The organism is Paradesertivirga mongoliensis (assembly GCF_024436395.1).
GTDB classification, from domain to species: domain Bacteria; phylum Bacteroidota; class Bacteroidia; order Sphingobacteriales; family Sphingobacteriaceae; genus Paradesertivirga; species Paradesertivirga mongoliensis.
This window is the reverse complement of record NZ_JAFMZO010000003.1, coordinates 89,949-111,193: the sequence shown is the minus strand read 5'-3', so window position 1 is coordinate 111,193 and position 21,245 is coordinate 89,949. Positions and strand designations below refer to the sequence as shown.

The following is a 21,245-nucleotide window of genomic DNA, read 5'->3' as shown; positions in this document are numbered from 1 at the left end:
ACTAACAATCTATATGACAACTAAATTTTTAAGCTCTTTCGCAGTAATTCTATTATTAAGTTTTGGTTTAAAAGCTCAGAATATTTCTGTAGCACCCAGCAGATTTTACTATAAAGTTAATCCGGGGAGCCTCAAGTCTCAAAATTTAAAAGTTACTAATAATTCGAAATCAAAAGAGTCTTTTGTAATCACGTTCGGCGATTTTTCTGCTCCGGGAAGCGCAGGTAAATCAGTATTGATGAAAGCCGGGGAAAGTCCGAATTCATTGGTGAAATATATTAGTGCCAGCCCTTCTTTTTTCGAATTGGAGCCGGGGAAAAGTCAGGATGTTCAAGTAACCTTAGAGATGCCGAACCTTCCGGAATCGAATAAAGTAAAATGGGGGACATTGATGTTGAAACTCGATAGAAACCGTGCAAACGCCAGCAATTTAGGGAGTAATGACGTTGGTATGGGTATTCTTGAAACTTTTCAGTTTGTAGTTCATATTTTTCAAACACCCCCAAACGTTACCTTTAAACAAGCCGAAATAGTAAGTTTAAAACAAGTTCAAGGCGACAAAGCCGGCGACAGGTCGATTTCACTCCTTACTAAAAACACCGGCGATGCAATATTAGATTGCGCTGCATATATTGAGTACGTGAATCTGGGAACGGGGAAGAAAGAGCGGTTAAAGCCTTCTGCCTTTACCGTATTACCTGGCGGATCCAGGGAGATGACTTTCACCTTGCCAGCCAGCTTGGAAAAAGGGAAATATCAATTGACCGGTGTTGTAGATTTTGGAAGCAAAGATGAGGTGCAAGCGGCCGAGCTTGAGTTGAATATAAATTAGCAAACCTATCATAAAAGAGAACCGCCCGGAGAAATTCGAGGCGGTTTTTTGTTTTTTAAGCCCGGTATAGTCATCGGATGAAGTACACATATTCATCCGATGACTAACAAGCCTAGGTATACCCTAAAATCTTTAAAACCTGTTTGCTATTTTGTTCTTCTCCAAACACTTCAAAGTTGAACGTCTCATCCCGGTTACGGCGAATAATTACATGTTTGGGCGAGGGCAGCAGGCAGTGATGTATCCCGCCATAGCCGCTTAAAACTTCCTGGTAAGCTCCTGTATGGAAAAATCCTACGTACTGAACTTTACGGGTTTTAGGCATAAACACGTTGTTCATGTGTGCTTCCTGACTGTAATAATCCTGCCCATCGCAGGTTATCCCGCCAAGGTTAACACGTTCGTATTCAGAATCCCAATTGTTAATGGGTAATAAAATGTATTTCTGGTTTAAAGCCCAGACATCCGGTAAATTGGTAATGAAAGAACCGTCCAGCATCAGCCATTTCTCACGGTCGTTTTGCTGCTTTCTTCCCAGTACTTTGTAGAGAATTCCGGAAGCTTCAGCGCAAGTATATTTACCAAACTCGGTAATAATATCTGGTTCAACCACATCGTGCTCGGCGCAGATCTCTTTTATCCGTTTTACGATCTCATTTACCATGTATTCGTAATCGAAATCAAATACCAGCGAATCTTTAAATGGCATTCCGCCGCCAATATCAAGGGTAGTCAGATCAGGATTGATCTTCTTGAATTTGCAGTAAAGCGTAACGTACTTTTCAAGCTCATTCCAGTAATAAGGAGTATCGGAGATCCCGGAATTGATAAAGAAATGCAGTAATACTACCTTAAAGTTGGCGTTGGTAGCAATCTTGTTATTGTAAAAATCAAGAATGTCTTCCATCCTGATTCCCAGACGGGAAGTATAAAACTGCGAATCAGGCTGCTCTTCAGCAGCTATCCGGATACCGAGATTGCAGGGAATATCTAACTCATCATCGTAAAGATTGAATTCTTCTTTATTGTCTAAAACGGGGATGATGTTCGAGAATCCGTCATGCAGCATATCGATGATATACTGTTTATATTGATAGGTTTTAAAGCCATTACAAATCACGGTAATGTCTTTGCTTAAAACTCCTTTCTTCTCAAGTGCATCGATCATTGGCATGTCGAAGGCCGAAGATGTTTCTAAGTGGATATTGTTTTTAAGCGCCTCTTCAACTACGTGTTTAAAATGCGAGCTTTTGGTACAGTAACAATATTTATAACTGCCGCGATAGTTGTTGTTCACGATCGCTTTTTTAAACAGGAGCTTAGCCTGCTGGATTTTTTTACTGATAAGAGGAACATACGTAAACCGTAATGGAGTGCCGTAGGTTTCTATCATTTCCATCAGATTAAGGTCGTGGAAATATAACTCATCATCAATAACTTCAAAGCCTTCTTGTGGAAAGCCAACGCTGAGGTCTATAAATTCTTCGTAACTCTGCATTAATTAAATTTTGGCAAAAATGAGATTTTTTTAATGAAATATAAGCTTATTCTTTTTATTTGAATTTTTTGTTACAGAATAGTGCTTTTGTTGTAATAGGGCTAAGATTAGCTTTATAAAGACGATGGTTCCAGGATATATAAACTATCGATTCTCCAGGTAAATTTCAGCAATCATACAACGGGCGCTTCCGCCGCCGCCGCTTTCGATAGTATACAGGGGAGAAGAAACAATTTTGCAGTAGCGATCAATAATATGCTGCTGAGTTGCTGAGAGAGAAAGATGCGCCTGCCGAGACATCACAAGAAGACTCTGCCCTTTGCTGTTTGTTAAGTGAAGCATATTTCCGGCAAACTTCCGCATCTGTTCGTATGAAATATCTATAATCTCTTTACCCGAGGCCAGAAGCAGGTTGCTTATTCGTTCGCGTTCGTCAGCGTTAGTTATTGACTCGAGGCAGATAACGGCAAAAAGATCGCCTATGCACATCATTACGTTGGTGTGATAAATTGCCTGGCCACTCTTGTCAAAGGCGTGGAAAACCACTGGTTTATATCCGCTCAGGTCGCAAAAAATAGTTAAAGCTTTCTTATCTGTTCTCGGCGAGATGCAGGCGTAGGCTAATTTATTCTGACGGTCAAGAACCATACTTCCGGTACCTTCAAGGTACTTTCCTTCCGATTCGAGAAAGGTTAAATCTATTTCGCTTTCAATTCTAAATCTGTTCCTGAGCTCTTCCAGTATTTCGGGCCTTCTTTCATTTCTCCGGTTACTGGCTTCCATTGGATAGATAAATACTTTGCCATCACTATGCGTAGATATCCAATTGTTAGGAAAGATTGAATCTGGTGTATGCGGATCTGGCTTGTCGTCTATAACAATAACATTTACATCATTATCTCTAAGCACTTTTACAAACTGATCAAATTCTTTGAGAGCCTGGTCATGCAAGTTTAATTCTTGGGTTTTAACATCTTGAAAAGCATTGCTTTTAGCAGTTTGCTGATTAAAAGCAAAGTTTACGGGCCTTACCATAAACACTGTAAAGGTAGTATGCATGATTGTTATGTTAAAGGTTCCCGAAGTAGCGGCATGCTCATGCAATGAAAACCTCCTCGGGCTCGCGACAGTTCTGCCGAGGGCATCAATATCAAGGTGTTTTCCATTGCCTCCGCAGATAGCTCACCGCTTTCCAGTTTCTCTATCAAATCTGCTGCCAGTATTACATCAAAGCCATTGTCTTTAAAAGCCTCAACGGTTTTGTCGTTTCGGTCGTAACCTATTACCACGCCTTCTTTTAATGCCAGTAAATTACATGAGTCGGTCCACTGTTCGCGTACATCAAATGGAAACATATTGTTACCTGAATAGATAAAGCGAACCGGAAGAGTACATCCTAAATCATTTTTACTGATATCTTCAAGCAGCGCTTCGATACAGTTGAATGTTTTCGGTTCAGTAATCTTACCTCTTTCAAACTGAACAATCTCAGGTTTTTCTTTATTTCGCTTCTCAGATAAATAATCGACAGCCTCCGAACCTTTATTAAATTGTTGAGACGATATGGAACCCAGCACCACCCATGTGCTTTTATCCACCTGGGTAAACACCGTATCAATGTGCATGAAATCCCGCTTTGGTGGAATCTTTACTACCGTCACTTTGTCGACCACGTCATTCGTAAATAAAAGCTTAATCGATTCGCTGGCGCCGCTTGCCGAAGTTCTTTCGCTTACCCCAATCAGTACGTGCTTTGGACTTACAACCATTACATCGCCGCCTTCGATAGTTGTTCTTTCGCCATGTTCCTCGCCCGGACGCATAAAGTATTTTATCGTATCGGGTATTTCAAGGATGTTGTTTCTATAATTCTCAAATATTTGATGTGTGAAAAAAATATACCGCGCGAGCAAGGTTTCCCTCGATCTGGCTGTTTTGGCCGGTTTATTAAGTAAAATATGGCTGTTAATTGCAATTCCTATATCGCGTGTGAAGATTAAATTCGGGATAGGAGGGAAGATCATATCTCCATCCAGATGAGAACCCGATACAAATGTTCTGGCCAGATCAACTGGTGATGTCTTCAGCAATTCTTGCTGCAGATGATAGCTGCAGCCTTCGATGGCACAAACTGCGGCGGTAAGGCTTTCTTTTATGTTTTTTTGCTCAAGTATCTGCGCTAGAAGCTCTTCAAACTCAATAACTTTTGAAGATGAATGGAATCCGGATTTACCGGGCTTAAAATACTGTCGTTTATTTTCCGGCGCGTCAATTTCGTTAAGTTTGCCTTTTATGTTCTCACTATCAAGGAAGTACATAAGGAGTTTTACGTATAAGTCGTATTCCTTTCGCCTTACCGTGTCCAGGTGAACAATGTCTTCAAAAAGCCAATCCTGTGCTTTTGTGGGGGCTACTCTTCCAATGCCGCTATCCGGGCTATGAATAACCAGTGAGCGCAGCGTCCCAATTTCCGAACCTACCTGTATCTTCAAATTCCTTTTTTCCATAGAACAGTGGTGTACTAAATTTAAGTAAATTCTCTGAATAATATCTTTCAGCGGTTACTGTTTAATGATTAATTTTGGCCGATGGATTTTATAATTGAAGGAACCCTAAACGCTGTAAAAGCACTCTATAATACCGACTTAAAAGAAACAGAAATAGGCCTGCAGGAAACACGAAAAGAGTTTGAAGGAGATGTAACCGTTGTTACTTTTCCGCTTACCAGGATGTCGAAAAAATCTCCGGAGCAAACCGGCGCTGAAATCGGGCAATACCTGGTTGATAATATAGAGCATGTTTCCAATTTCAATGTGATTAAAGGGTTTCTTAATTTATCTCTCAGCGATTCATATCTTAATCATTTATATAAAGAAAAAATCTCACAGGAAGGTTTCGGACTTTTCCCATCAAACGGGAAAAAAGTGATGGTGGAGTATTCGTCGCCTAATACCAATAAACCTCTGCATCTCGGACATGTTCGTAACAACTTATTAGGCTATTCTGTAGCCGAGATCTTATCGGCCAATGGATACGACGTAATAAAAGCGAATCTGGTGAATGACAGAGGAATCCACATTTGTAAATCCATGCTGGCATGGAAAAAATTCGGTGCCGGAGAAACGCCTCAGAGTACCGGGTTAAAGGGAGATCATTTGGTTGGGAAGTATTACGTCATTTTCGATAAGGAATATAAAAAGCAGATTGATGAGTTAAAGACTGCTGGTCAGAGCGAAGAAGAGGCCAAAAAGAATGCGCCATTAATCAAAGAGGCGCAGCAAATGCTGCAGCAATGGGAGGCCGGAAACGAAGAAGTGATCAATCTCTGGAAGACCATGAATACCTGGGTTTATGCGGGCTTTGAAGAAACATATCAAAAACTTGGCGTCGAGTTTAAAAAATATTACTACGAATCGGATACCTATCTACTGGGCAAGGATATCATCGAAGAGGGGCTAGAAAAAGGAGTGTTTTTTAAAAAAGAAGACAATTCTGTCTGGATTGATTTAACCGCCGAAGGCCTGGATGAGAAATTGGTGCTTCGAGGTGACGGAACCTCGGTTTATATAACCCAGGATTTGGGGACAGCTCAACTGAAATACAATGATTTTGGCGTAGACGAATCGTTGTACGTTGTTGGTAACGAGCAGGATTATCACTTCAAAGTATTGTTTCTGATTCTTAATAAGTTAGGGAAATCGTGGGCCAGTGGTTTGTATCATCTGTCGTACGGAATGGTTGACCTTCCGTCCGGAAAGATGAAATCCCGCGAAGGAACAGTAGTTGATGCCGATGATCTTATCGACGAAATGGTAGAAACTGCCAAAAGCCGAACCGAAGAGTTAGGAAAGGTGGAAGGGTTTTCTGATGATGAGAAGAAAGAACTTTACAGAATGATTGGCCTGGGCGCGCTCAAGTATTTTCTGTTAAAAGTGGAGCCGAAAAAGCGACTACTTTTTGATCCTAATGAATCTATCGACTTTCAGGGTCATACAGGGCCGTTTATTCAATATACACATGCCCGCATACGTTCGATTATATCCAAAGCGGGTGTTGAGAATCGTGATTTTACGGTTGATGCCTTTACCGCGACAGAGCGTGAATTGATTCTCGCTTTAAATAAATATCCTGAGGCATTATCGGCGGCGGCGAAGGAATACAGTCCGGCGCAAATAGCGAATTACATATACGAACTGGCTAAGCTCTATAATAAATTTTATCACGAAGAACCTATTTTGAAACTGGAAGATGATCAGTTAAAAAACTTCAGAATATCGCTGTCGGTTACAACCGGCTCTGTCATAAAAAAAGGGATGAAGCTTTTGGGAATCGATGTTCCGGAAAGGATGTAGAGAATGTATTCTGGACTGGCGAACTTCCTGTAAACGGGTCTAGCTATTATTCTGAATAAACTCTTTGATTATTTTGGGGACCGATTGGTCGAGGTCCAGAATCTCATCAAGGTATTCTTTAGTATTTGGTTTGGTGAAGTCGTCAAGATGGGCTAGATCGGGGTTTCCAATCGGTTTAAATGCCAAAGGGAAATCTTCGAAATACCGACCTTCAATTGGGCCATCAAATACCTTAATAAGGGAGTGTTGTGCCGGGTGCTTTTTTTCGGCTTCGAATTCCGTCTTCACATTTTCTTTTTCGCCCTCCTGTAAAACCAACACGTTGTTTTGTGCCAGTACCACAATGCCGGAAATTTGGCTCTTTATTCTGAATTCTTTATTCAAATTTAAGTAATACTCAACATCGGCGGGACTTAAGTCTTTCATAGCACTGCTGACATAAAGTATTGCCCAAAGATTGTTCCTTTTCTGCATTGTTAAGCTCGGTTTACTTTAATATAACTAAATAAGAGGTTATCGTCGATAAAGTTTGGGGTTGTTCTGATTGTTATAATAGAAAACGATTATTACTTACTCACGAAACCGACTTGCAATAACAGCCTGATTACCTGATCCGGTGTAATCATAAAACCCAATACCTGTTTTTATCCCTTTGTGACCATCTTGTATCATGGTTGTTAGTAGTGGACAGGGACTGTATTTGGGATTATTCAATCCTTCTTCCATCACCTTTAAAATAGCAAGGCAAATATCCAGTCCAATATAATCCGCCAGTTGAAGAGGCCCCATTGGGTGCGCCATACCGAGTTTCATAACGGTATCAATTTCTTCAACGCCGGCAACTCGTTCGTATAACGCGTAAACGGCCTCGTTAATCATCGGCATTAATATCCGATTAGCTACAAAGCCTGGCGCATCATTTACCACAACAGGCGTTTTATCCAGCGTAATTGCGGTTTTCATCACCATTTGTGTTGTCGCATCTGAGGTTGCTTTTCCTCTTATTACTTCTACTAACTTCATTAAGGGCACCGGATTCATAAAATGCATTCCAATTACCTTATCGGGGCGCTTCGTGGCCGAGGCCAGCAAAGTAATGGATATTGAAGATGTATTTGATGCCAGAACAGTGCTGCCGGAGCAAATGGCATCCAGCTTTTTGAATAAATCCAGCTTAATCTGAGGATTCTCGGTGGCTGCTTCGATCACCAATTCCGCTTCGGCTACCGCAGCCTGTAAATCGGTGAAGGTGTTAATTCGGGATAGAATTGCTGTTTTTTCCGCCTCGGTAATAGTGCCTTTTTTTAACTGCCGGTTGAGGTTTTTCCGGATCATTTCAAGTCCTTTTTCAAGAGCTTCCTCAGAAATATCCACCAGCGATACTTGATTGGCGAACTGTGCAAAGGTATGCGCAATTCCATTTCCCATAGTGCCTGATCCAATTACGGTAACTTTCATAAGCTTAAACGTAGTAAGTGAGACACTTCATTTCTGATAATGTTCAGGTAAGGTCTATTTCCTTTCCTAAAATAGTAATCTTTTCGGCAGATAAGCCTTCTACAAAAGGGATATTTCCCAATCTGGAGACTTTGCTGTGGTCAAATATGGCCTGTTCGGAATAGCTGTCGCTCCCTCCGTTGAAAATTATCCCTTTAACAGGGATGTTTTTACTGTTTAATAGTTCCAAACTTAGCAGAGTGTGATTAATACTACCCAGATAATGCTTAACCACTAAGATAACTTCCGCTTCAAATAGCTTGATTAGATCGACAACATAATGCTTGTTATTTAGGGGAACCATTAAGCCTCCCGCCCCTTCAATAATCAGGCGGTTGGAGGTGTCAGGTACTGAGATCGACTGCAGATCAATTTCAATTCCGTCAAGTGCGGCAGATTTATGTGGTGAGAAAGGCTGATTTAGCCTGTACGTTTCCTGATGAAATACAGATTTGTGATTTGCAACCAGGTGCCGGACTTTCTGAGTATCTGAGTTTATTAAGTCTCCGGATTGAACAGGCTTCCAATAATCAGCTTTTAACTTTTCTACAAGCACCGCCGATACAACCGTTTTACCCACATCAGTACCAATTCCGGTTATAAATAAGGGTTTCATAGAGTTTCTTTTATAGCTTTTATAAGGTCTGTAATTTCTTTGTCGCTGTTAAATGTGTGCAGGCAAATGCGAAGCCGTTCTTTTCCTGAAGGCACTGTCGGGTGTAAAATAGCTCTAAGGTCAAACCCTTTCGTTTGCAGGTTAGCAGCCATTTTTTTTGCTCTGTCGTTTCCCTGGATGACCAGGCTTTGAATGGGAGATCTGCTTTTTATAAACGATGGAATTTCTGCAGAATGTTCTGTGAACAGATTTATTTTCTGATGAATCGACGACAGATCGCTTTCCAACAGATGTTTGTAGGCCATGCTCACACTAAGATGAGTATAAAACGATGCGGCTGTACTGAAGATAAAGGAACGTGCAAAGTTGACAAGATACTTTCGAAGTTCAACACTGCCAATTACTGCTGCACCATGACAGCCCAGCGCTTTTCCAAAAGTTATGGTGCGTGCAAATACCTTTTCAGACAGATCGTAATGCTCTACAAGACCCCTGCCGTTTTTACCAAAAATTCCGGTTGCATGGGCTTCATCTATAATAAGGGCTGCTGAGTATTTTTCCGTAAGTCTTATGATATCGCGCAAAGGCGCTTCGTCTCCGTCCATTGAATAGATACTTTCAACACCGACGAAAATGTTGCCTTTTGCAAGTTTTAGCTTATCCTCCAGGCTGTTTAAATCATTGTGTTTAAAGGTGTACCGGTTGGCGTGACTAAGTCGGGCACCATCAATGATCGAGGCGTGAATAAGTTCGTCCAGAATAACGGTGTCTCCGCGTTGGGGCAGAGAAGAGAATAAACCGAGATTGGCGTCGTAACCTGAATTGAAGATTAAAGCTGCTTCGGCATGATGAAAGAGGGCTATTTCTGATTCAAGCCTTTCTGTAAAATCATCATTCCCTGAGATTAACCGGGATCCGGTGGCACCGGTTTGATAGGAGGGGTGTTGTTTTAGGTGATCCTCTATTAATGATTTAAGATGTTGCGACCTTGCAAAACCCAGATAGTCATTTGAGCAGAAATCAATAAGATTTTTAGAAGAAGTAAGCCTTCGCAGCGACGAATTTCCGGCCCTTTCGCTGAGTTTTTTCTCTATAAACCTGGTTACGCTTTCCAAAATCTTCTTTAAAGCCCTAAATTAAAAAAGCGACCTGAATAAGCCGCTTTTTATTATTTAAAAACATAGAACCTTTTATTTTTTGTCTCCAGAATGATGCCTCTTTTCGCCTTTATGAGCTTTGAATTTCGCATCGCGCTGAGCTTTCAACTGAGCATAAGTGGCACGTTGCTGTTCGTTCAGGACACTCATTAGCCGGCTTTCGTTCGCCTCAAACTGTGTTTTCATCTGCGACCTGTCAACACCCTCTTGTTTGGCGCCTCTAAACTTGCTCATCGCCTGAGCCCGTTCGAGATTGATCTGATAAATTTGAGTTTTTTGATTTTCAGTTAACGCCAGCTTTTGAGCCATGGCATCAGTCATCTTTTGTGCCCTTTCCTCGGGTGATTTTTGTACTCTTGGAGATTTGTCTTGTGAAAAACCTGTTGCGCTTAGTCCGAAGAAAAAGATGGCGCCTAAAATTAATTTTTTCATATCTACTGTGTTTTTATAGATAGAAGAGATTTGGCGACAAAGGTTTAAAACCCTGAATGTTAAAAAATGTTAAGGCAAAAAAGCGGCGTATATTGTCGCCGCTTTTTATTTTGCTTTACTTGTTGGCCTGCTGCCCTTGTTGCACTGCCCTGCTCAGAGGTCAATCAAGTGAAACGTAATGGTGGTGAGATCTGATTAATTACTTCCGGTTTTTAATTGTGCAATCGACTTCTGCATCTGCGCCATCATAGAAGTAAGACTTTCCATAGTTGGCTCGGGAGCAGGGTCCGGAAAAACAGTGGAGATGTATGCTTTGGATTTCCAGATTTCAAGCACATCTTCAGTAGGTACGGTATATGGATCATAAACCGGATTATCCGAAATCAATTTAAGTGTCTTATTCTCCTTGAACTTATTTCCGGCTCTTTTATAAACTACCCCATCGTCTTTTGTGATGAAGATATAAGTGTCTCCAACTTTCAGGTCATTCCAGTTTTCGAGGTACTCTCCAATTACAATTGTTCCAGAAGGCAAGGGAAGCATCGAGTCTCCTTTTATTTCGAAGGCTCTGAAGGTACCCTGTTTCAAAAATGGTAAGTGAAATTTTGGAAGTTCACTGATAAATTGCGGATCCGCATAGCCATTTAGATAACCCGCGCTCGCCTTAACCGGAACCAGTTCGATGTTTTCTCTGTCCTCACTATCCACCGAAATACTTAGAACACGCAGGTTGGCCGGATCGCTTTTTGGCTTTGGTTTCCACTTGTCGTTAATCTGCTCATTAATCAATTCGTCGATGCTCAGTTCATAGAATGTTGCGAATTTTTTTAGCAAATCATATCTGGGGTCGGCCCGGTCTTCTTCATATGCGCCAACTAGCGATCTTTTAATTTCCATTAAATCAGCGAATTGTTGCTGTGTAAGCCCTTTTTTCTTTCTGAGGTAGCGCAGATTGTCAGAGATGTTAGCCATTTTAAAAAATATTTTGTTTTGCTAATATTATTAGTAACTTTATGCTCATAAAATTAGCAAAATATTTTTAATACTAAAGAAAAAGATATGAAAAGATATGTGTTTATTGTTACCGACCGCAATCGCACGTCACTACATGTGGGCATGAGTGCTGATTTATTAAAGACTGTGAGTTTTTACCGGCAAATGCCAAACTTGTTTTTTGACTCGGCGCAGCAATTAACACGATTGATATATTTTGAAGAGATGCGTACCGAAGAAGCCGCGGTTCAGCGGTTCAGTCTGATCAGCAAATTTACCAGAGCGCAGAAGGAAAAGCTGATTAGGGCGGTAAACCCGGATTGGTTGGATCTAAGCATTGGCCTGGACTTTGAGAAGATATTAATACATCCGGTTATTCGCGTAGACAGAAGAATCAGCGTGATGTAGGCTGGGGAGATTTATCATCGGCCTATAAGAGGGGCTGAGTGCTAACAATCAAGCCTGATAAAGACGCGAGGCAGGGCGGTAATTTGATATATAATAAAAAAGAGGCAAATCAATTAGATTTGCCTCTTTTTTATACCTGCTACTTTTACCAGCCCGGCGAAAAGTTTAATCCAAACACTAAACCATTTATATCCTTCCGTTGAAATGGTATCGCGGCGTAAGGCTCTATTATGAAATATCCGAAAACGTTTACGCGAAGCGACAAGCCTGCACTCATAGCTACGATGCTTTCTTTGGGGTCGTTTATCGAAACTGTCTGTTCTACTGGTTGTCCATTTCCATCCCTTCCAATGATGGTTTGACTAATAACCGAAGGGCTTCCAAAAAGGATTTTTGTGTCCTGGCTATAAGAAACTCCCATATCAAAAAAGGCATTCAAGTCTGACAAAAGGAACTTCGATTCTATGGCAGTAAGTCTTTTTGGTCCGGTAAATGGCAGTCGCAACTCAAAATTAGCCACGGCAATACTTGTACCTGTAAGATTGTTTATGTTAAATTCTCCGGGCTGTTGCACCCTCTTGTAAAAAGAGTTCGCCTCGTATCCGCGGATCAGATAGGGGTAACCTAAGAACAAAGGATAAAATCTATCTGCATCTTGTCCAATTCTAGAGTTATTTAAGAATCTCACTGCTCCGGTTATTGGATTGAACCGTTTATATTTTCTTAAATCAACTGTTATAGTGCTAAAGTTTATGTCGCCCAATATCCGGTCAATACCAACCCTATATCTGAACCCGTCTAATGGTGCCGTAATTCCCATCAGCGCATTGTCGCCAACAAAAGCAGCATTTAGAGTATAGGCTGTAAAGGGCGTGAAACCAAGGGCCGCTAAACTGTCTTTTGAAATCTTAGTACGGTCAGCATCGGCTCCTCCATTGTAATAATATGTAGAATATCTGTCTAACCGGTAACTATATCGCGCAGCCGATGTTCCGGATTCGAAGCGATGGATTCTGGAAAATGGATAAGAAATGAACAGTTGAACCTGATCTTCAAAAGTTCGTAAAATATCCTGATTAATGACCGTGCCAACTACGCTGTTTCCGCTATAAAGATAATCTTGTGTGGCATATCCTGATATATATGGAATGTGCGACAAGGAAGCCCCTATATTCAAACGGCGTTTTTGGTTAATGAAAGCAACCTGCGCTCCAAAGTCCTGAATCTCGCCATTTACATTCGCAGCAGCGAAAATTTGGTTCGTGCCTAAAATATCACTAAAAATCCCCTGTACCCCGCCTGCCAGGCCAGAGCCAAAACGACCGCCAACAGATGCGCCGACGCCACTGCTAGACAGGTAGTCCAGCTTAAACTGAGGTCTGTAAGGAACTGGTGTAATAGATTCAGGTGCGATTGTTTCAAATCGTTCGAAGTTATTAAGGTTGGCATTCACCAAATCTACCCCAGTACTTTTGGGTGGAGGAAGGATTGCGGCAGTAAAATCTAAGGCAGTAGGGGAAACTTCTACTGGCTTAAAGTCCGACACTTTAGCATTATGTATAGTGTATTTCTGCGAACGATAGTAAGAGTAAACAACGTCGTCGTTATACGATAAGCTTAAGGCTGGCGAGTATTCGGTGATACCGCTGATGCCGGTGAAGTAATCCGTTAACTGTTCCACCTTTCCGTTAGCCAGGGTATAGCGGTACATGTTTCTATACCCGTCTCTGTTAGAAAGGAAATATATTTGCTGGCTGTTGCCTGAAAACTGGGGATTCATGTTGTTTGCACCTTCAAACACCGGAAGATTCCTGATCTGGCGGGTAGCCAAATCCATAATTGCAAGAGTGTGTGTTATATCTACTCCTTTATGCGATGAGGCGTCAAGGGTTGTTCTATCACTGGTGAACACCAGAGAGCGGCCATCAGGCGAAAAACTTGGAGCGTAGTCTGAATACTTATCGTTGGTTAACTGTGTCAGTTTTTTTGTGCGAAGGTTATAAATAAACAGATCGCTGTAACCGTTTTTTAAACCAGTAAAGGCTATGTCGTCACCATTGGGAGAAAAACTTAAGTTGCTAAATTCGCCAACCTCTCCCATGCCTTCAACTTCAAGGTTTTTGCCACTGTTAACATCAATAACAAATAACTTTGTTCTGCCAGCACTGAAAGCGCTGAACGCGAAGCGCTTACTGTCAGGCGACCATGCGCCTGCCGATTCTATAAAGCTGAATTCATCAATATGCGTATTAGACGATCGGCTGGTGAGCTTTCGTATAATGGCCCCCGTTTGTGCGTCGGCCAGGTAGAGGTCTATACTGAGTAATTCCTTTTCAGACAAAAATGCGATGTATTTGCCATCAGGCGATACTGCAGGTGCAACGTTCATCTCACCGGCGTTTTTCGAGTTAATTACATTTTTACCAATTGGTACCTGAGCAGTGTCTTTTAACAGAGGTTTATAGGTGTTTTCAATGCTTGTTCTCCATAAGTTAGACAAGGTTCTTTCGTCGTAACCGAATGTTCGTCGAATAGCCATCTCATAACCGTATTTAGCTGTAGCTTTAAATAGAGGAACAATAATGGTATCTCCGTAAGTAGATCCAATGTAGGTCCAGAATGCCTGGCCATAGCGGTAAGGGAAGTAGCGGTTGTTGGTTGTTAAATCCCGTAAGGTGGGAATATCTCTGTTCAGATAAGCATCGCGCATCCACATGGCAGTAAATGCATCCACTTTTCCGATAGATAGATATTCCGCCATTCCTTCAACCATCCACAGCGGCAGGTTTCCTATATTTTCAAGATTTGTCGAATCTCCTTCTATTAAAGAATGATATTGGAAGGCGTGAACCAGCTCATGGCCTAATACGTGTCGGGTTTGATGATTTAATGGCATCAAAGGCATTACTACCCGGTTTTTCAATCCCTCCGTTACCCCTCCGGTTCCAACTCCAACACCACCGGAAATGGCTGTGGTAGATTGAAAATCAGGGTGATTCTCATATAAAATGACAGGGTTTTTTCGCGTAAAAGTGTCTCTGAATACCTGCTGATGCAGATCATACCAAACCTCAGACTCTTGTAAAAAGCGACGGGTAATGCTATCATTTTTCAGGTAGTCGTACAATTCGAAATGCTTCGATTGGTTTACTTTGAAGTCGAGGTTCTTATACCTGACCAGATTTTGCCCGAAATATTGAGCCTGGGTTGGCAAAATGCCTAGAAGGGTTATTAGAAGGAGGGAAAAGCTTGTCTTAAGTACTTTTCCCTTTATAGAGTCAAGGTTGGTCATAAAAAGCCATTTTATCTAAAATACGTTTATTTTAAGAGTTGCGCTACGGTTAAATATATAATCTGTTAAAACCGTTAATTGTTTTGCTGCTCTGCCCTTCGTTGTCTTCTCGCTTCCTGCCGTTTCTCCCGGTTAGTTTTTGGCTCTGTGCTTATCTCTGTCTGGGGCTGTGGCGCTGGTGTAACCGGTTTATTATCTGATGGTTTTGGAACTGTTTGTTGTGAAGCGGTGTCTTTAGGTTCGTCAATTTGAAGATCCGCCGGGATAAATAAAGAATCCGTCATTGTCGTATCAACTGTTAAGGTATCTGCCGGGATAATAACCGTCTGGCAATTATACTCCCGGGTAATATCGACAGTTGGTTTTGGAAAGGGGCCGTAGGTGTATCCCGTTGAGGGGTCTCGATAAACTTTTTCCATAAATCGCCCGAAAATAGGCAGCGCAGTATGCGAACCTTCTCCGGTTCCCGATGTACGGAAATGCACGCTCCGTTCATCGCATCCTACCCATACACCGGTAACGAGATCTTTAGTGATACCCATATACCAACCATCTACGTAATCTGATGATGTTCCGGTTTTACCCCCGATCTGATTTCCTTTTTTCCAAAGATCCCACTCCCATAGAGATTGTGAGGTTCCTCCCGGCTCTTCCATTCCACCCCGGAACATATAAAGCATCAACCAGGCTATTTCTTCGCTTAATACTTTCTTCTGTTTGGTTTTAAACTCCTCGATAACGCGGCCGTCATTATCAGCTATTTTATAGACTAAAATAGGCTCGGTACGCTTACCATTATTCAGGAAGGTGCTATAAGCCTTAACCATTTCGTAAACCGACACATCATTAGATCCAAGGCTTACAGACGGCACAGATTCCAGATCGCTTTCGATGCCGCATTCATGTGCATATTTAACCACATTATCCCAACCTACCTGTTCGGTAATCTGTGCGGTAACCGAGTTAACCGAACGGCCCATTGCATGTCTGAGTGTCATCTCCCGCCCACTGAAGGAATAGTCAGCATTTTTCGGCTCCCAATATTTCTTTTCGTTGTTTTCGTCGTAGGCAATGCGAACGGGTTTGTCGGTGAACTTATCGCATGGACTCATGCCGCTTTCAAGGGCAGCAAGGTAGGCGAAAGGTTTAAAGGTTGATCCGGCCTGGCGCTTCGCCTGGTTCACATGGTCAAAGTTAAAGTGGTCGAAATCTACGCCTCCCACCCAAACTTTTATGTGGCCGTTAAAAGGGTCCATGGTCATGATTCCTGTATTCAAAATCTTCGCATAGTACTTTATAGAATCTATGGTCGAAAAACTAACCTCTTTATCGCCGTTCCAGCTAAATACCTTCATCTTTTTAGGTTTATTGAGGTAATAGTCGATCGAGTCCTGGTTGTTGTTATATTTCTTTTTCAGGAAGTCGTAAAGGGGAAGTCTCTGAGCAGCCTTTTGAGGGAAATCTTTGATCTCATTCCCGTTTGAGTCTCTCCATGGATTTTCGTTGCCCCAGGCGTTATTAAGCCGTTGCTGGAGTATTTTCATTTGCTCGCGCATGGCTTCTTCCGCGTATTTTTGTAGTTTGGAATCAATGGTGGTATAGATCTTCAGCCCAGACTCGTATAAGTTATATCCATTTGATTCACACCAGTCTTCCAAATATCTGGCTACAGCCGACCGCAAATACGAGTCGCCACGGTTGTCTTCAATTATTTCGCCTATGGTGATGCCGAGCGGCTTTCTACTGTAATTCTGATATTGCTGAGGTGAGATATAGTTGTATTTCTGCATCTGCGACAAAACTACATTTCTGCGTTCAAGGGTTTTGTCAGGGTTTACTTCGGGGTTATATGTTGTGGTTGCTTTCAGCATTCCTACCAGCATGGCCGAATGATGAATATCAAGGCCCTCGGGCTCTTTATTAAAATATTTTTTTGCCGCTGTTTTGAGCCCATAGGTGTTATTACCGAACGTTACGGTATTTAGATACATGGTAAGTATCTCATTTTTTGAATACTGATGTTCAAGTTTTAGTGCTGTAGTCCACTCTTTTAATTTATAGACAATGGTTCTTGCAACCGGGATATACTTAATAAAACCCTGCTGCTTATTGTTGCGGGTGCGGTAAAGGTTTTTCGCCAGTTGCTGCGTTATTGTACTTCCTCCACGTTTATCGCCGGAAACTGTTGAAGCAGCACTCGAAAATATAGATCGAATATCGATACCATGATGATTATAAAAACGAATGTCTTCTGTGGCGATCAGTGCGTTAATTGTTCCTTTCGTGATTTGTTTGAAATCAATGGGGGTACGATTTTCTTTGTAATACCTTCCAATAAGTTTGCCATCTGCTGTGTAAAGCTCAGACGCGATTCTCATATTGGGAGTTTGAATATCCCGGTAGGTGGGTGAATAGCCAAAAAGCCAAAGGAAATTGATCTCTATGGCGCAAAAGGTTAAAACAACAAAATAGAATAAGATGACGAAGTATCTTAGGGGTTTATTCCTTATTTCCTTGAACATATGTAGTGATAGGACTTAGCTTTAATCAATAACAGGGTGTAGTAAATCCAAAGATTAACAATGTAAACCCTTAAATGATTGTTGTGTGTTAGTTTTTAAATAGCAAATTTGATTAATAAAGTCTGAACTTAATCAATCAGTTTAAAATTATCCGCATCTTTTAAAAACGGAAATAGGCGTCTGGCTTTTACCACTTCTTCTATAGAAATTGAAAAAGTATATAAATCTTCGTCATTGGGCTTATAATAAACTGTTTTTCCATTCGGGTCAATACACATAGAATCGCCGGAATGGTAAATTTCGTTTCCATCATGGCCTACACGGTTTACGCCAACCACATACGAAAGATTTTCGACCGCGCGTGCCGGAATTAAAGTTCGCCAATGAAGCGACCGTTTCTCCGGCCAGTTTGCGACAATCAAAAGCAGATCGTACTCGGGGTTTTTATTTCGAAGCCACACCGGAAAACGGAGGTCGTAGCAAATTACGGGACAGATTTTCCAGCCGTTCAGTTCGACGATTAATTTGTCTTTTCCAGGTGTGTAATAATCGTCTTCTTTGCCCATGGCAAAAAGATGTCTTTTATCGTATTTTTCAAAGGAGCCATCCGGGCGCATCCAGATTAAGCGGTTATAATACTTGTCTTTTTCTTTAATAATCAAACTGCCGGTTACTACGCAATCGAAGCGCTCTGCCTGCTGCAGCATCCATTTCATTGTTTTTCCATTTGATTCTTCCGCCAGCGCAGCAGTGTTCATTGAGAAACCGGTGTTAAACATTTCCGGGAGAATGATCAGATCCGTCTTTTCCCGTATGCCCGATAGTCGCAAGCTTAAGTTTTGGAGATTTTTATCAATATTTTCCCAGAAGAGGTAAGCCTGGAAGGTGGTTATTTTTAATACGCTCATTAATTACTTATCTTAATGAATATTAATTAAACATTAGTTAATCTTTCAACGGCATTTTCTAAAGTTTCTTGCTTTTTAGCGAAGCAAAATCTTATTACCCCATAATCTGTTGATTTGGAGTAAAATGCCGATGTTGGTATTGATGCCACCCCGAACTCTGTAGTTAGCCGTTTGGTGAAATCGGTGTCTTTTTCGTCGGTTATATTCTTAATTCCCACACATTGGAAGTAAGATCCTTCACAAGGTAATAGTTGAAATCGTGTTTGCTGCAATAATTGTCTGAAAAAATTTCTTTTTTCGGTAAAAAAGTTATTCAACGCCGCGAAATAGTCTTTTTGCAATAACATATCCGCAATAGCATATTGAACTGGTGCATTTACACTAAATACCAGGTATTGATGCACTTTCCTGAATTCGGACATTAACGCTTTAGGCGCCAGGCAATATCCCACTTTCCATCCGGTATTATGAAATAGTTTGCCGAATGACGCGATTATGAAGCTTCGTTCGCGTAATTCTGAGTATTTAGCAAGGCTAAGATGTTTGTTTTCATCGTAGACCATGTGCTCGTAGACCTCATCGCTTAGAATAAAGATGTCGGTTCCCCGGGTAAGCTTAATCAACTGATTGATATCTTCTTGTTTCAACACGGTCCCTGTAGGGTTTTGAGGCGAATTTAATATGATCATCCGGGTGCGGTTGCTGATTAGTTTTTTAACCATGTTCCAGTCGATCTTATAATCTGGAGGAGACAGTTCGAAAGCTTTTACCAAGCCACCAAGCAATTTAACCGAGGGGGCATACGAATCGTAGGCCGGTTCAAAGATGATCACCTCATCACCCGGGTGTATGGTTGCAGCCAGGGCGGTAAAAATTGCCTGAGTTCCTCCAGCGGTAATGGTTACTTCGGTTTCAGGGTGATACTGTGCATTGTATAACTCAAATATCTTTCCGGATATCCTTTCATTCAGAATCGTTACACCTGCCATCGGTGCATATTGATTCTTCCCTTCAAGCATGTATTTATTAGTAAGTTCGATCAGTTCTTTTGGTCCTTCGAAATCTGGAAAACCCTGTGATAAATTTATAGCCTGATAGTCTGCCGCCAACTTTGACATAACACTGAAAATTGTAGTGCCAACATGCGGTAGTTTTGAATTGAAGTGGATCATGGCCGGCAAATTAACAAATAGCTGTTTTTCTAAACAAATTAAATGAAACAGAAGGGCTCAAGCTATGGAAGAATATCACTGAAATACTTAAATAACCATCGCAGATAGATGAACAAAAATATCGAAAGCTTAAAAGCAACCAGGAAATTCCTTCTTAAGGTCATTGAAGATTTATCACCTGAGCAATTAAATAAAATACCTGCAGGGTTCAACAACAATATCATCTGGAACATTGCGCATTTGGTAGCCAGCCAGCAGGGGGTGTGTTACAAGCGGGCGGGACTGGAATTGTTGGTTGACGGAGATTTTTTTAATCAATATAAACCAGACAGCAAGCCGGCTGAATACGTCAGTCAGACTGAAATTGAACATATTAAGATCATTTTAATTACCACTATCGATCAGTTCGAAAAAGATTATGGGCAGGAAGGGTTTAAAAACTACCCTTCGTGGATAACCCGCTATGGTGTGGAGCTGAATAGTATAGACGATGCCCTGACTTTTTTACCTTTTCATGAAGGCCTGCACGTTGGCTATATTATGGCCCTTAAGAGGGTTGTTTAAATATGGCAATGTAAAAAGGGCTGAACGTGGTTCAGCCCTAAATCTACCTATGAAAAACATGTCCTTTTGGGAAGGACATGTTTTTATACTTTTATAAGATCAAGAAGTTTCATAAACTTCTGATTTTATCTTTCCAATCCCGCTTATTTAATAGCACGGAGGTCGAGCTCGATATTCACTGTTTCTGAAATGAACTTATCTCCCAGTGTTTTGTCGTTTCCATAGTTCATTTGCCATTGCCTGCGGTCTATGTCAAAGTTTGCTTCTGCCTTTAAAGTATTTCCATCCAGGTCAACCCGCGCCGGGAAAGTGATGTTCTTTGTAACATCTTTCAGTGTAAAGTTACCGCTGATGTTGAAGTTAGCTCCTTTGGTTAAAGACGTGTCGCTGCCGCTTGTCTGATAAGGCGTAACTTTTGTGATTACAAATTGGGCAGTACTAAACTTGTCGGCATCAAAAAAGTCGCCGCTTAATAAATGCGGTTTTAATTTATCCTGAAACATCGCCTCCTTTTGTTCCAGGTCCATCGACTTAATGTTGATTACAAATTCGCCACCCGATATCTCATTATTGTTAACACTTACAGTTCCCGAGCTTAACTTAAATTTTCCGGGATGATTTTTTCCGACACCATTACCTGTAAATCTGATGCTGGAGTTTGCAGTATCAACAGAAAAGGGCTGTCCTTCGGATTCTTGCTCTTTCTGGGCGGTGGTTATTTGAGTTTTGTCTCCCTTGGGAGCATTATTGCAGGCGATAAACAAGGCTGACGCACAGGCGAGCACAATCAAAAGTCTTTTTTTCATAAGCTTTATTATTTTTCAGATTAACGGAATAGATTTTGAACAAATTCAAACGGACTTAGTTTTCGACCAATCCTGGAGTGTCAAGCTTATCCCGAAAAGTATGTTTTTAGGAGGCGGGTAACGTTTTGGTGTTAAGCCTCGTTTAATTGTATCTTAGACAAGATGTTAAACTAACCTATAGCCTTATTGTATGTTC

At 41.3% G+C, this 21,245-nt stretch carries 18 protein-coding genes; 4 read left to right on the top strand and 14 right to left on the bottom strand.

Annotation, left to right across the window (positions count from 1 at the left end; genetic code table 11):
* Positions 1-13: 13 nt before the first annotated feature.
* Positions 14-832 (top strand): fimbrial biogenesis chaperone, encoded by an 819-nt coding sequence (locus J3P43_RS11735; RefSeq protein ID WP_255902565.1) that lies wholly within the window; start codon positions 14-16, stop codon positions 830-832.
* 112 nt (positions 833-944) lie between these two features.
* Here the strand turns inward: J3P43_RS11735 and J3P43_RS11730 are convergent, their stop codons facing one another.
* From J3P43_RS11730 to J3P43_RS11720, 3 genes are all read right to left on the bottom strand, one after another.
* Positions 945-2,330: an arginine decarboxylase gene (locus J3P43_RS11730; RefSeq protein WP_255902563.1), complete on the bottom strand. Its 1,386-nt coding sequence runs from the start codon at positions 2,328-2,330 to the stop codon at positions 945-947.
* A gap of 144 nt (positions 2,331-2,474) precedes the next feature.
* Positions 2,475-3,389: a citrulline utilization hydrolase CtlX gene (gene ctlX / locus J3P43_RS11725; RefSeq protein WP_255902561.1), complete on the bottom strand. Its 915-nt coding sequence runs from the start codon at positions 3,387-3,389 to the stop codon at positions 2,475-2,477.
* A gap of 5 nt (positions 3,390-3,394) precedes the next feature.
* Positions 3,395-4,837: an arginine deiminase family protein gene (locus tag J3P43_RS11720; protein ID WP_255902559.1), complete on the bottom strand. Its 1,443-nt coding sequence runs from the start codon at positions 4,835-4,837 to the stop codon at positions 3,395-3,397.
* Positions 4,838-4,918: 81 nt separating this feature from the next.
* Here J3P43_RS11720 and argS point away from each other — a divergent pair, with 81 nt between their 5' ends.
* Positions 4,919-6,682 carry an arginine--tRNA ligase gene (gene argS / locus J3P43_RS11715; protein WP_255902557.1) on the top strand — a complete coding sequence of 588 codons (1,764 nt, stop codon included), beginning with the start codon at positions 4,919-4,921 and terminating at the stop codon, positions 6,680-6,682.
* Positions 6,683-6,721: 39 nt separating this feature from the next.
* Here argS and J3P43_RS11710 read toward each other — a convergent pair whose 3' ends face one another.
* The 6 genes from J3P43_RS11710 to J3P43_RS11685 form a co-directional block, all read right to left on the bottom strand.
* Positions 6,722-7,156 (bottom strand): BLUF domain-containing protein, encoded by a 435-nt coding sequence (locus J3P43_RS11710; protein ID WP_255902555.1) that lies wholly within the window; start codon positions 7,154-7,156, stop codon positions 6,722-6,724.
* Between the two features lie 96 nt (positions 7,157-7,252).
* Positions 7,253-8,140, bottom strand: a complete 888-nt coding sequence (locus J3P43_RS11705) for a 3-hydroxyacyl-CoA dehydrogenase family protein (protein WP_255902553.1) — start codon at positions 8,138-8,140, stop codon at positions 7,253-7,255.
* Between the two features lie 43 nt (positions 8,141-8,183).
* Positions 8,184-8,795 (bottom strand): dethiobiotin synthase, encoded by a 612-nt coding sequence (bioD, locus tag J3P43_RS11700; protein ID WP_255902551.1) that lies wholly within the window; start codon positions 8,793-8,795, stop codon positions 8,184-8,186.
* Positions 8,792-9,910, bottom strand: a complete 1,119-nt coding sequence (locus J3P43_RS11695) for an aminotransferase class I/II-fold pyridoxal phosphate-dependent enzyme (protein ID WP_255902549.1) — start codon at positions 9,908-9,910, stop codon at positions 8,792-8,794. Before J3P43_RS11695 ends, bioD begins: the two co-directional genes overlap by 4 nt.
* 75 nt (positions 9,911-9,985) lie before the next feature.
* Entirely contained in the window at positions 9,986-10,384 is a 399-nt protein-coding gene (locus tag J3P43_RS11690) for a DUF4890 domain-containing protein (RefSeq protein WP_255902547.1), read from the bottom strand.
* Between the two features lie 195 nt (positions 10,385-10,579).
* On the bottom strand, positions 10,580-11,356 hold the full coding sequence (locus tag J3P43_RS11685) for an XRE family transcriptional regulator (RefSeq protein WP_255902545.1): 777 nt from the start codon (positions 11,354-11,356) through the stop codon (positions 10,580-10,582).
* 87 nt (positions 11,357-11,443) lie between these two features.
* On the opposite strand from J3P43_RS11685, the gene J3P43_RS11680 reads away from it, so the two are divergent.
* Entirely contained in the window at positions 11,444-11,785 is a 342-nt protein-coding gene (locus J3P43_RS11680) for a GIY-YIG nuclease family protein (RefSeq protein ID WP_255902543.1), read from the top strand.
* 145 nt (positions 11,786-11,930) lie between these two features.
* On the opposite strand, the gene J3P43_RS11675 is transcribed toward J3P43_RS11680, so the two are convergent.
* The 4 genes from J3P43_RS11675 to J3P43_RS11660 form a co-directional block, all read right to left on the bottom strand.
* Positions 11,931-15,077: a DPP IV N-terminal domain-containing protein gene (locus J3P43_RS11675; RefSeq protein WP_255902542.1), complete on the bottom strand. Its 3,147-nt coding sequence runs from the start codon at positions 15,075-15,077 to the stop codon at positions 11,931-11,933.
* A gap of 74 nt (positions 15,078-15,151) precedes the next feature.
* Entirely contained in the window at positions 15,152-17,599 is a 2,448-nt protein-coding gene (locus J3P43_RS11670) for a penicillin-binding protein 1A (RefSeq protein ID WP_255902540.1), read from the bottom strand.
* 128 nt (positions 17,600-17,727) lie between these two features.
* Positions 17,728-18,507 carry an amidohydrolase gene (locus tag J3P43_RS11665; protein ID WP_255902538.1) on the bottom strand — a complete coding sequence of 260 codons (780 nt, stop codon included), beginning with the start codon at positions 18,505-18,507 and terminating at the stop codon, positions 17,728-17,730.
* A 26-nt stretch (positions 18,508-18,533) separates the two neighbouring features.
* The gene (locus tag J3P43_RS11660) at positions 18,534-19,679 is read right to left on the bottom strand and encodes a methionine aminotransferase (RefSeq protein ID WP_255902536.1); all 1,146 of its coding nucleotides are present in this window, start codon (positions 19,677-19,679) and stop codon (positions 18,534-18,536) included.
* Between the two features lie 108 nt (positions 19,680-19,787).
* Here J3P43_RS11660 and J3P43_RS11655 point away from each other — a divergent pair, with 108 nt between their 5' ends.
* A complete protein-coding gene (locus J3P43_RS11655) occupies positions 19,788-20,243 on the top strand; it encodes a DinB family protein (RefSeq protein ID WP_255902534.1) in 456 nt (151 codons plus the stop codon).
* A gap of 143 nt (positions 20,244-20,386) precedes the next feature.
* On the opposite strand, the gene J3P43_RS11650 is transcribed toward J3P43_RS11655, so the two are convergent.
* A complete protein-coding gene (locus J3P43_RS11650; protein WP_255902532.1) occupies positions 20,387-21,049 on the bottom strand; it encodes a YceI family protein in 663 nt (220 codons plus the stop codon).
* Positions 21,050-21,245 lie beyond the last annotated feature (196 nt).

Bases quoted from the DNA above. Each gene is read 5' to 3' on its own strand.
- J3P43_RS11660 (WP_255902536.1), bottom strand. From the start codon at position 19,679: ATGATCCACTTCAATTCAAAACTACCGCATGTTGGCACTACAATTTTC.
- J3P43_RS11675 (WP_255902542.1), bottom strand. From the start codon at position 15,077: ATGACCAACCTTGACTCTATAAAGGGAAAAGTACTTAAGACAAGCTTT.
- J3P43_RS11670 (WP_255902540.1), bottom strand. From the start codon at position 17,599: ATGTTCAAGGAAATAAGGAATAAACCCCTAAGATACTTCGTCATCTTA.
- J3P43_RS11735 (WP_255902565.1), top strand. From the start codon at position 14: ATGACAACTAAATTTTTAAGCTCTTTCGCAGTAATTCTATTATTAAGT.
- J3P43_RS11690 (WP_255902547.1), bottom strand. From the start codon at position 10,384: ATGAAAAAATTAATTTTAGGCGCCATCTTTTTCTTCGGACTAAGCGCA.
- J3P43_RS11650 (WP_255902532.1), bottom strand. From the start codon at position 21,049: ATGAAAAAAAGACTTTTGATTGTGCTCGCCTGTGCGTCAGCCTTGTTT.
- J3P43_RS11720 (WP_255902559.1), bottom strand. From the start codon at position 4,837: ATGGAAAAAAGGAATTTGAAGATACAGGTAGGTTCGGAAATTGGGACG.
- bioD (WP_255902551.1), bottom strand. From the start codon at position 8,795: ATGAAACCCTTATTTATAACCGGAATTGGTACTGATGTGGGTAAAACG.
- J3P43_RS11685 (WP_255902545.1), bottom strand. From the start codon at position 11,356: ATGGCTAACATCTCTGACAATCTGCGCTACCTCAGAAAGAAAAAAGGG.
- ctlX (WP_255902561.1), bottom strand. From the start codon at position 3,389: ATGCATACTACCTTTACAGTGTTTATGGTAAGGCCCGTAAACTTTGCT.
- J3P43_RS11680 (WP_255902543.1), top strand. From the start codon at position 11,444: ATGAAAAGATATGTGTTTATTGTTACCGACCGCAATCGCACGTCACTA.
- J3P43_RS11710 (WP_255902555.1), bottom strand. From the start codon at position 7,156: ATGCAGAAAAGGAACAATCTTTGGGCAATACTTTATGTCAGCAGTGCT.
- J3P43_RS11730 (WP_255902563.1), bottom strand. From the start codon at position 2,330: ATGCAGAGTTACGAAGAATTTATAGACCTCAGCGTTGGCTTTCCACAA.
- J3P43_RS11665 (WP_255902538.1), bottom strand. From the start codon at position 18,507: ATGAGCGTATTAAAAATAACCACCTTCCAGGCTTACCTCTTCTGGGAA.
- J3P43_RS11705 (WP_255902553.1), bottom strand. From the start codon at position 8,140: ATGAAAGTTACCGTAATTGGATCAGGCACTATGGGAAATGGAATTGCG.
- J3P43_RS11655 (WP_255902534.1), top strand. From the start codon at position 19,788: ATGAACAAAAATATCGAAAGCTTAAAAGCAACCAGGAAATTCCTTCTT.
- argS (WP_255902557.1), top strand. From the start codon at position 4,919: ATGGATTTTATAATTGAAGGAACCCTAAACGCTGTAAAAGCACTCTAT.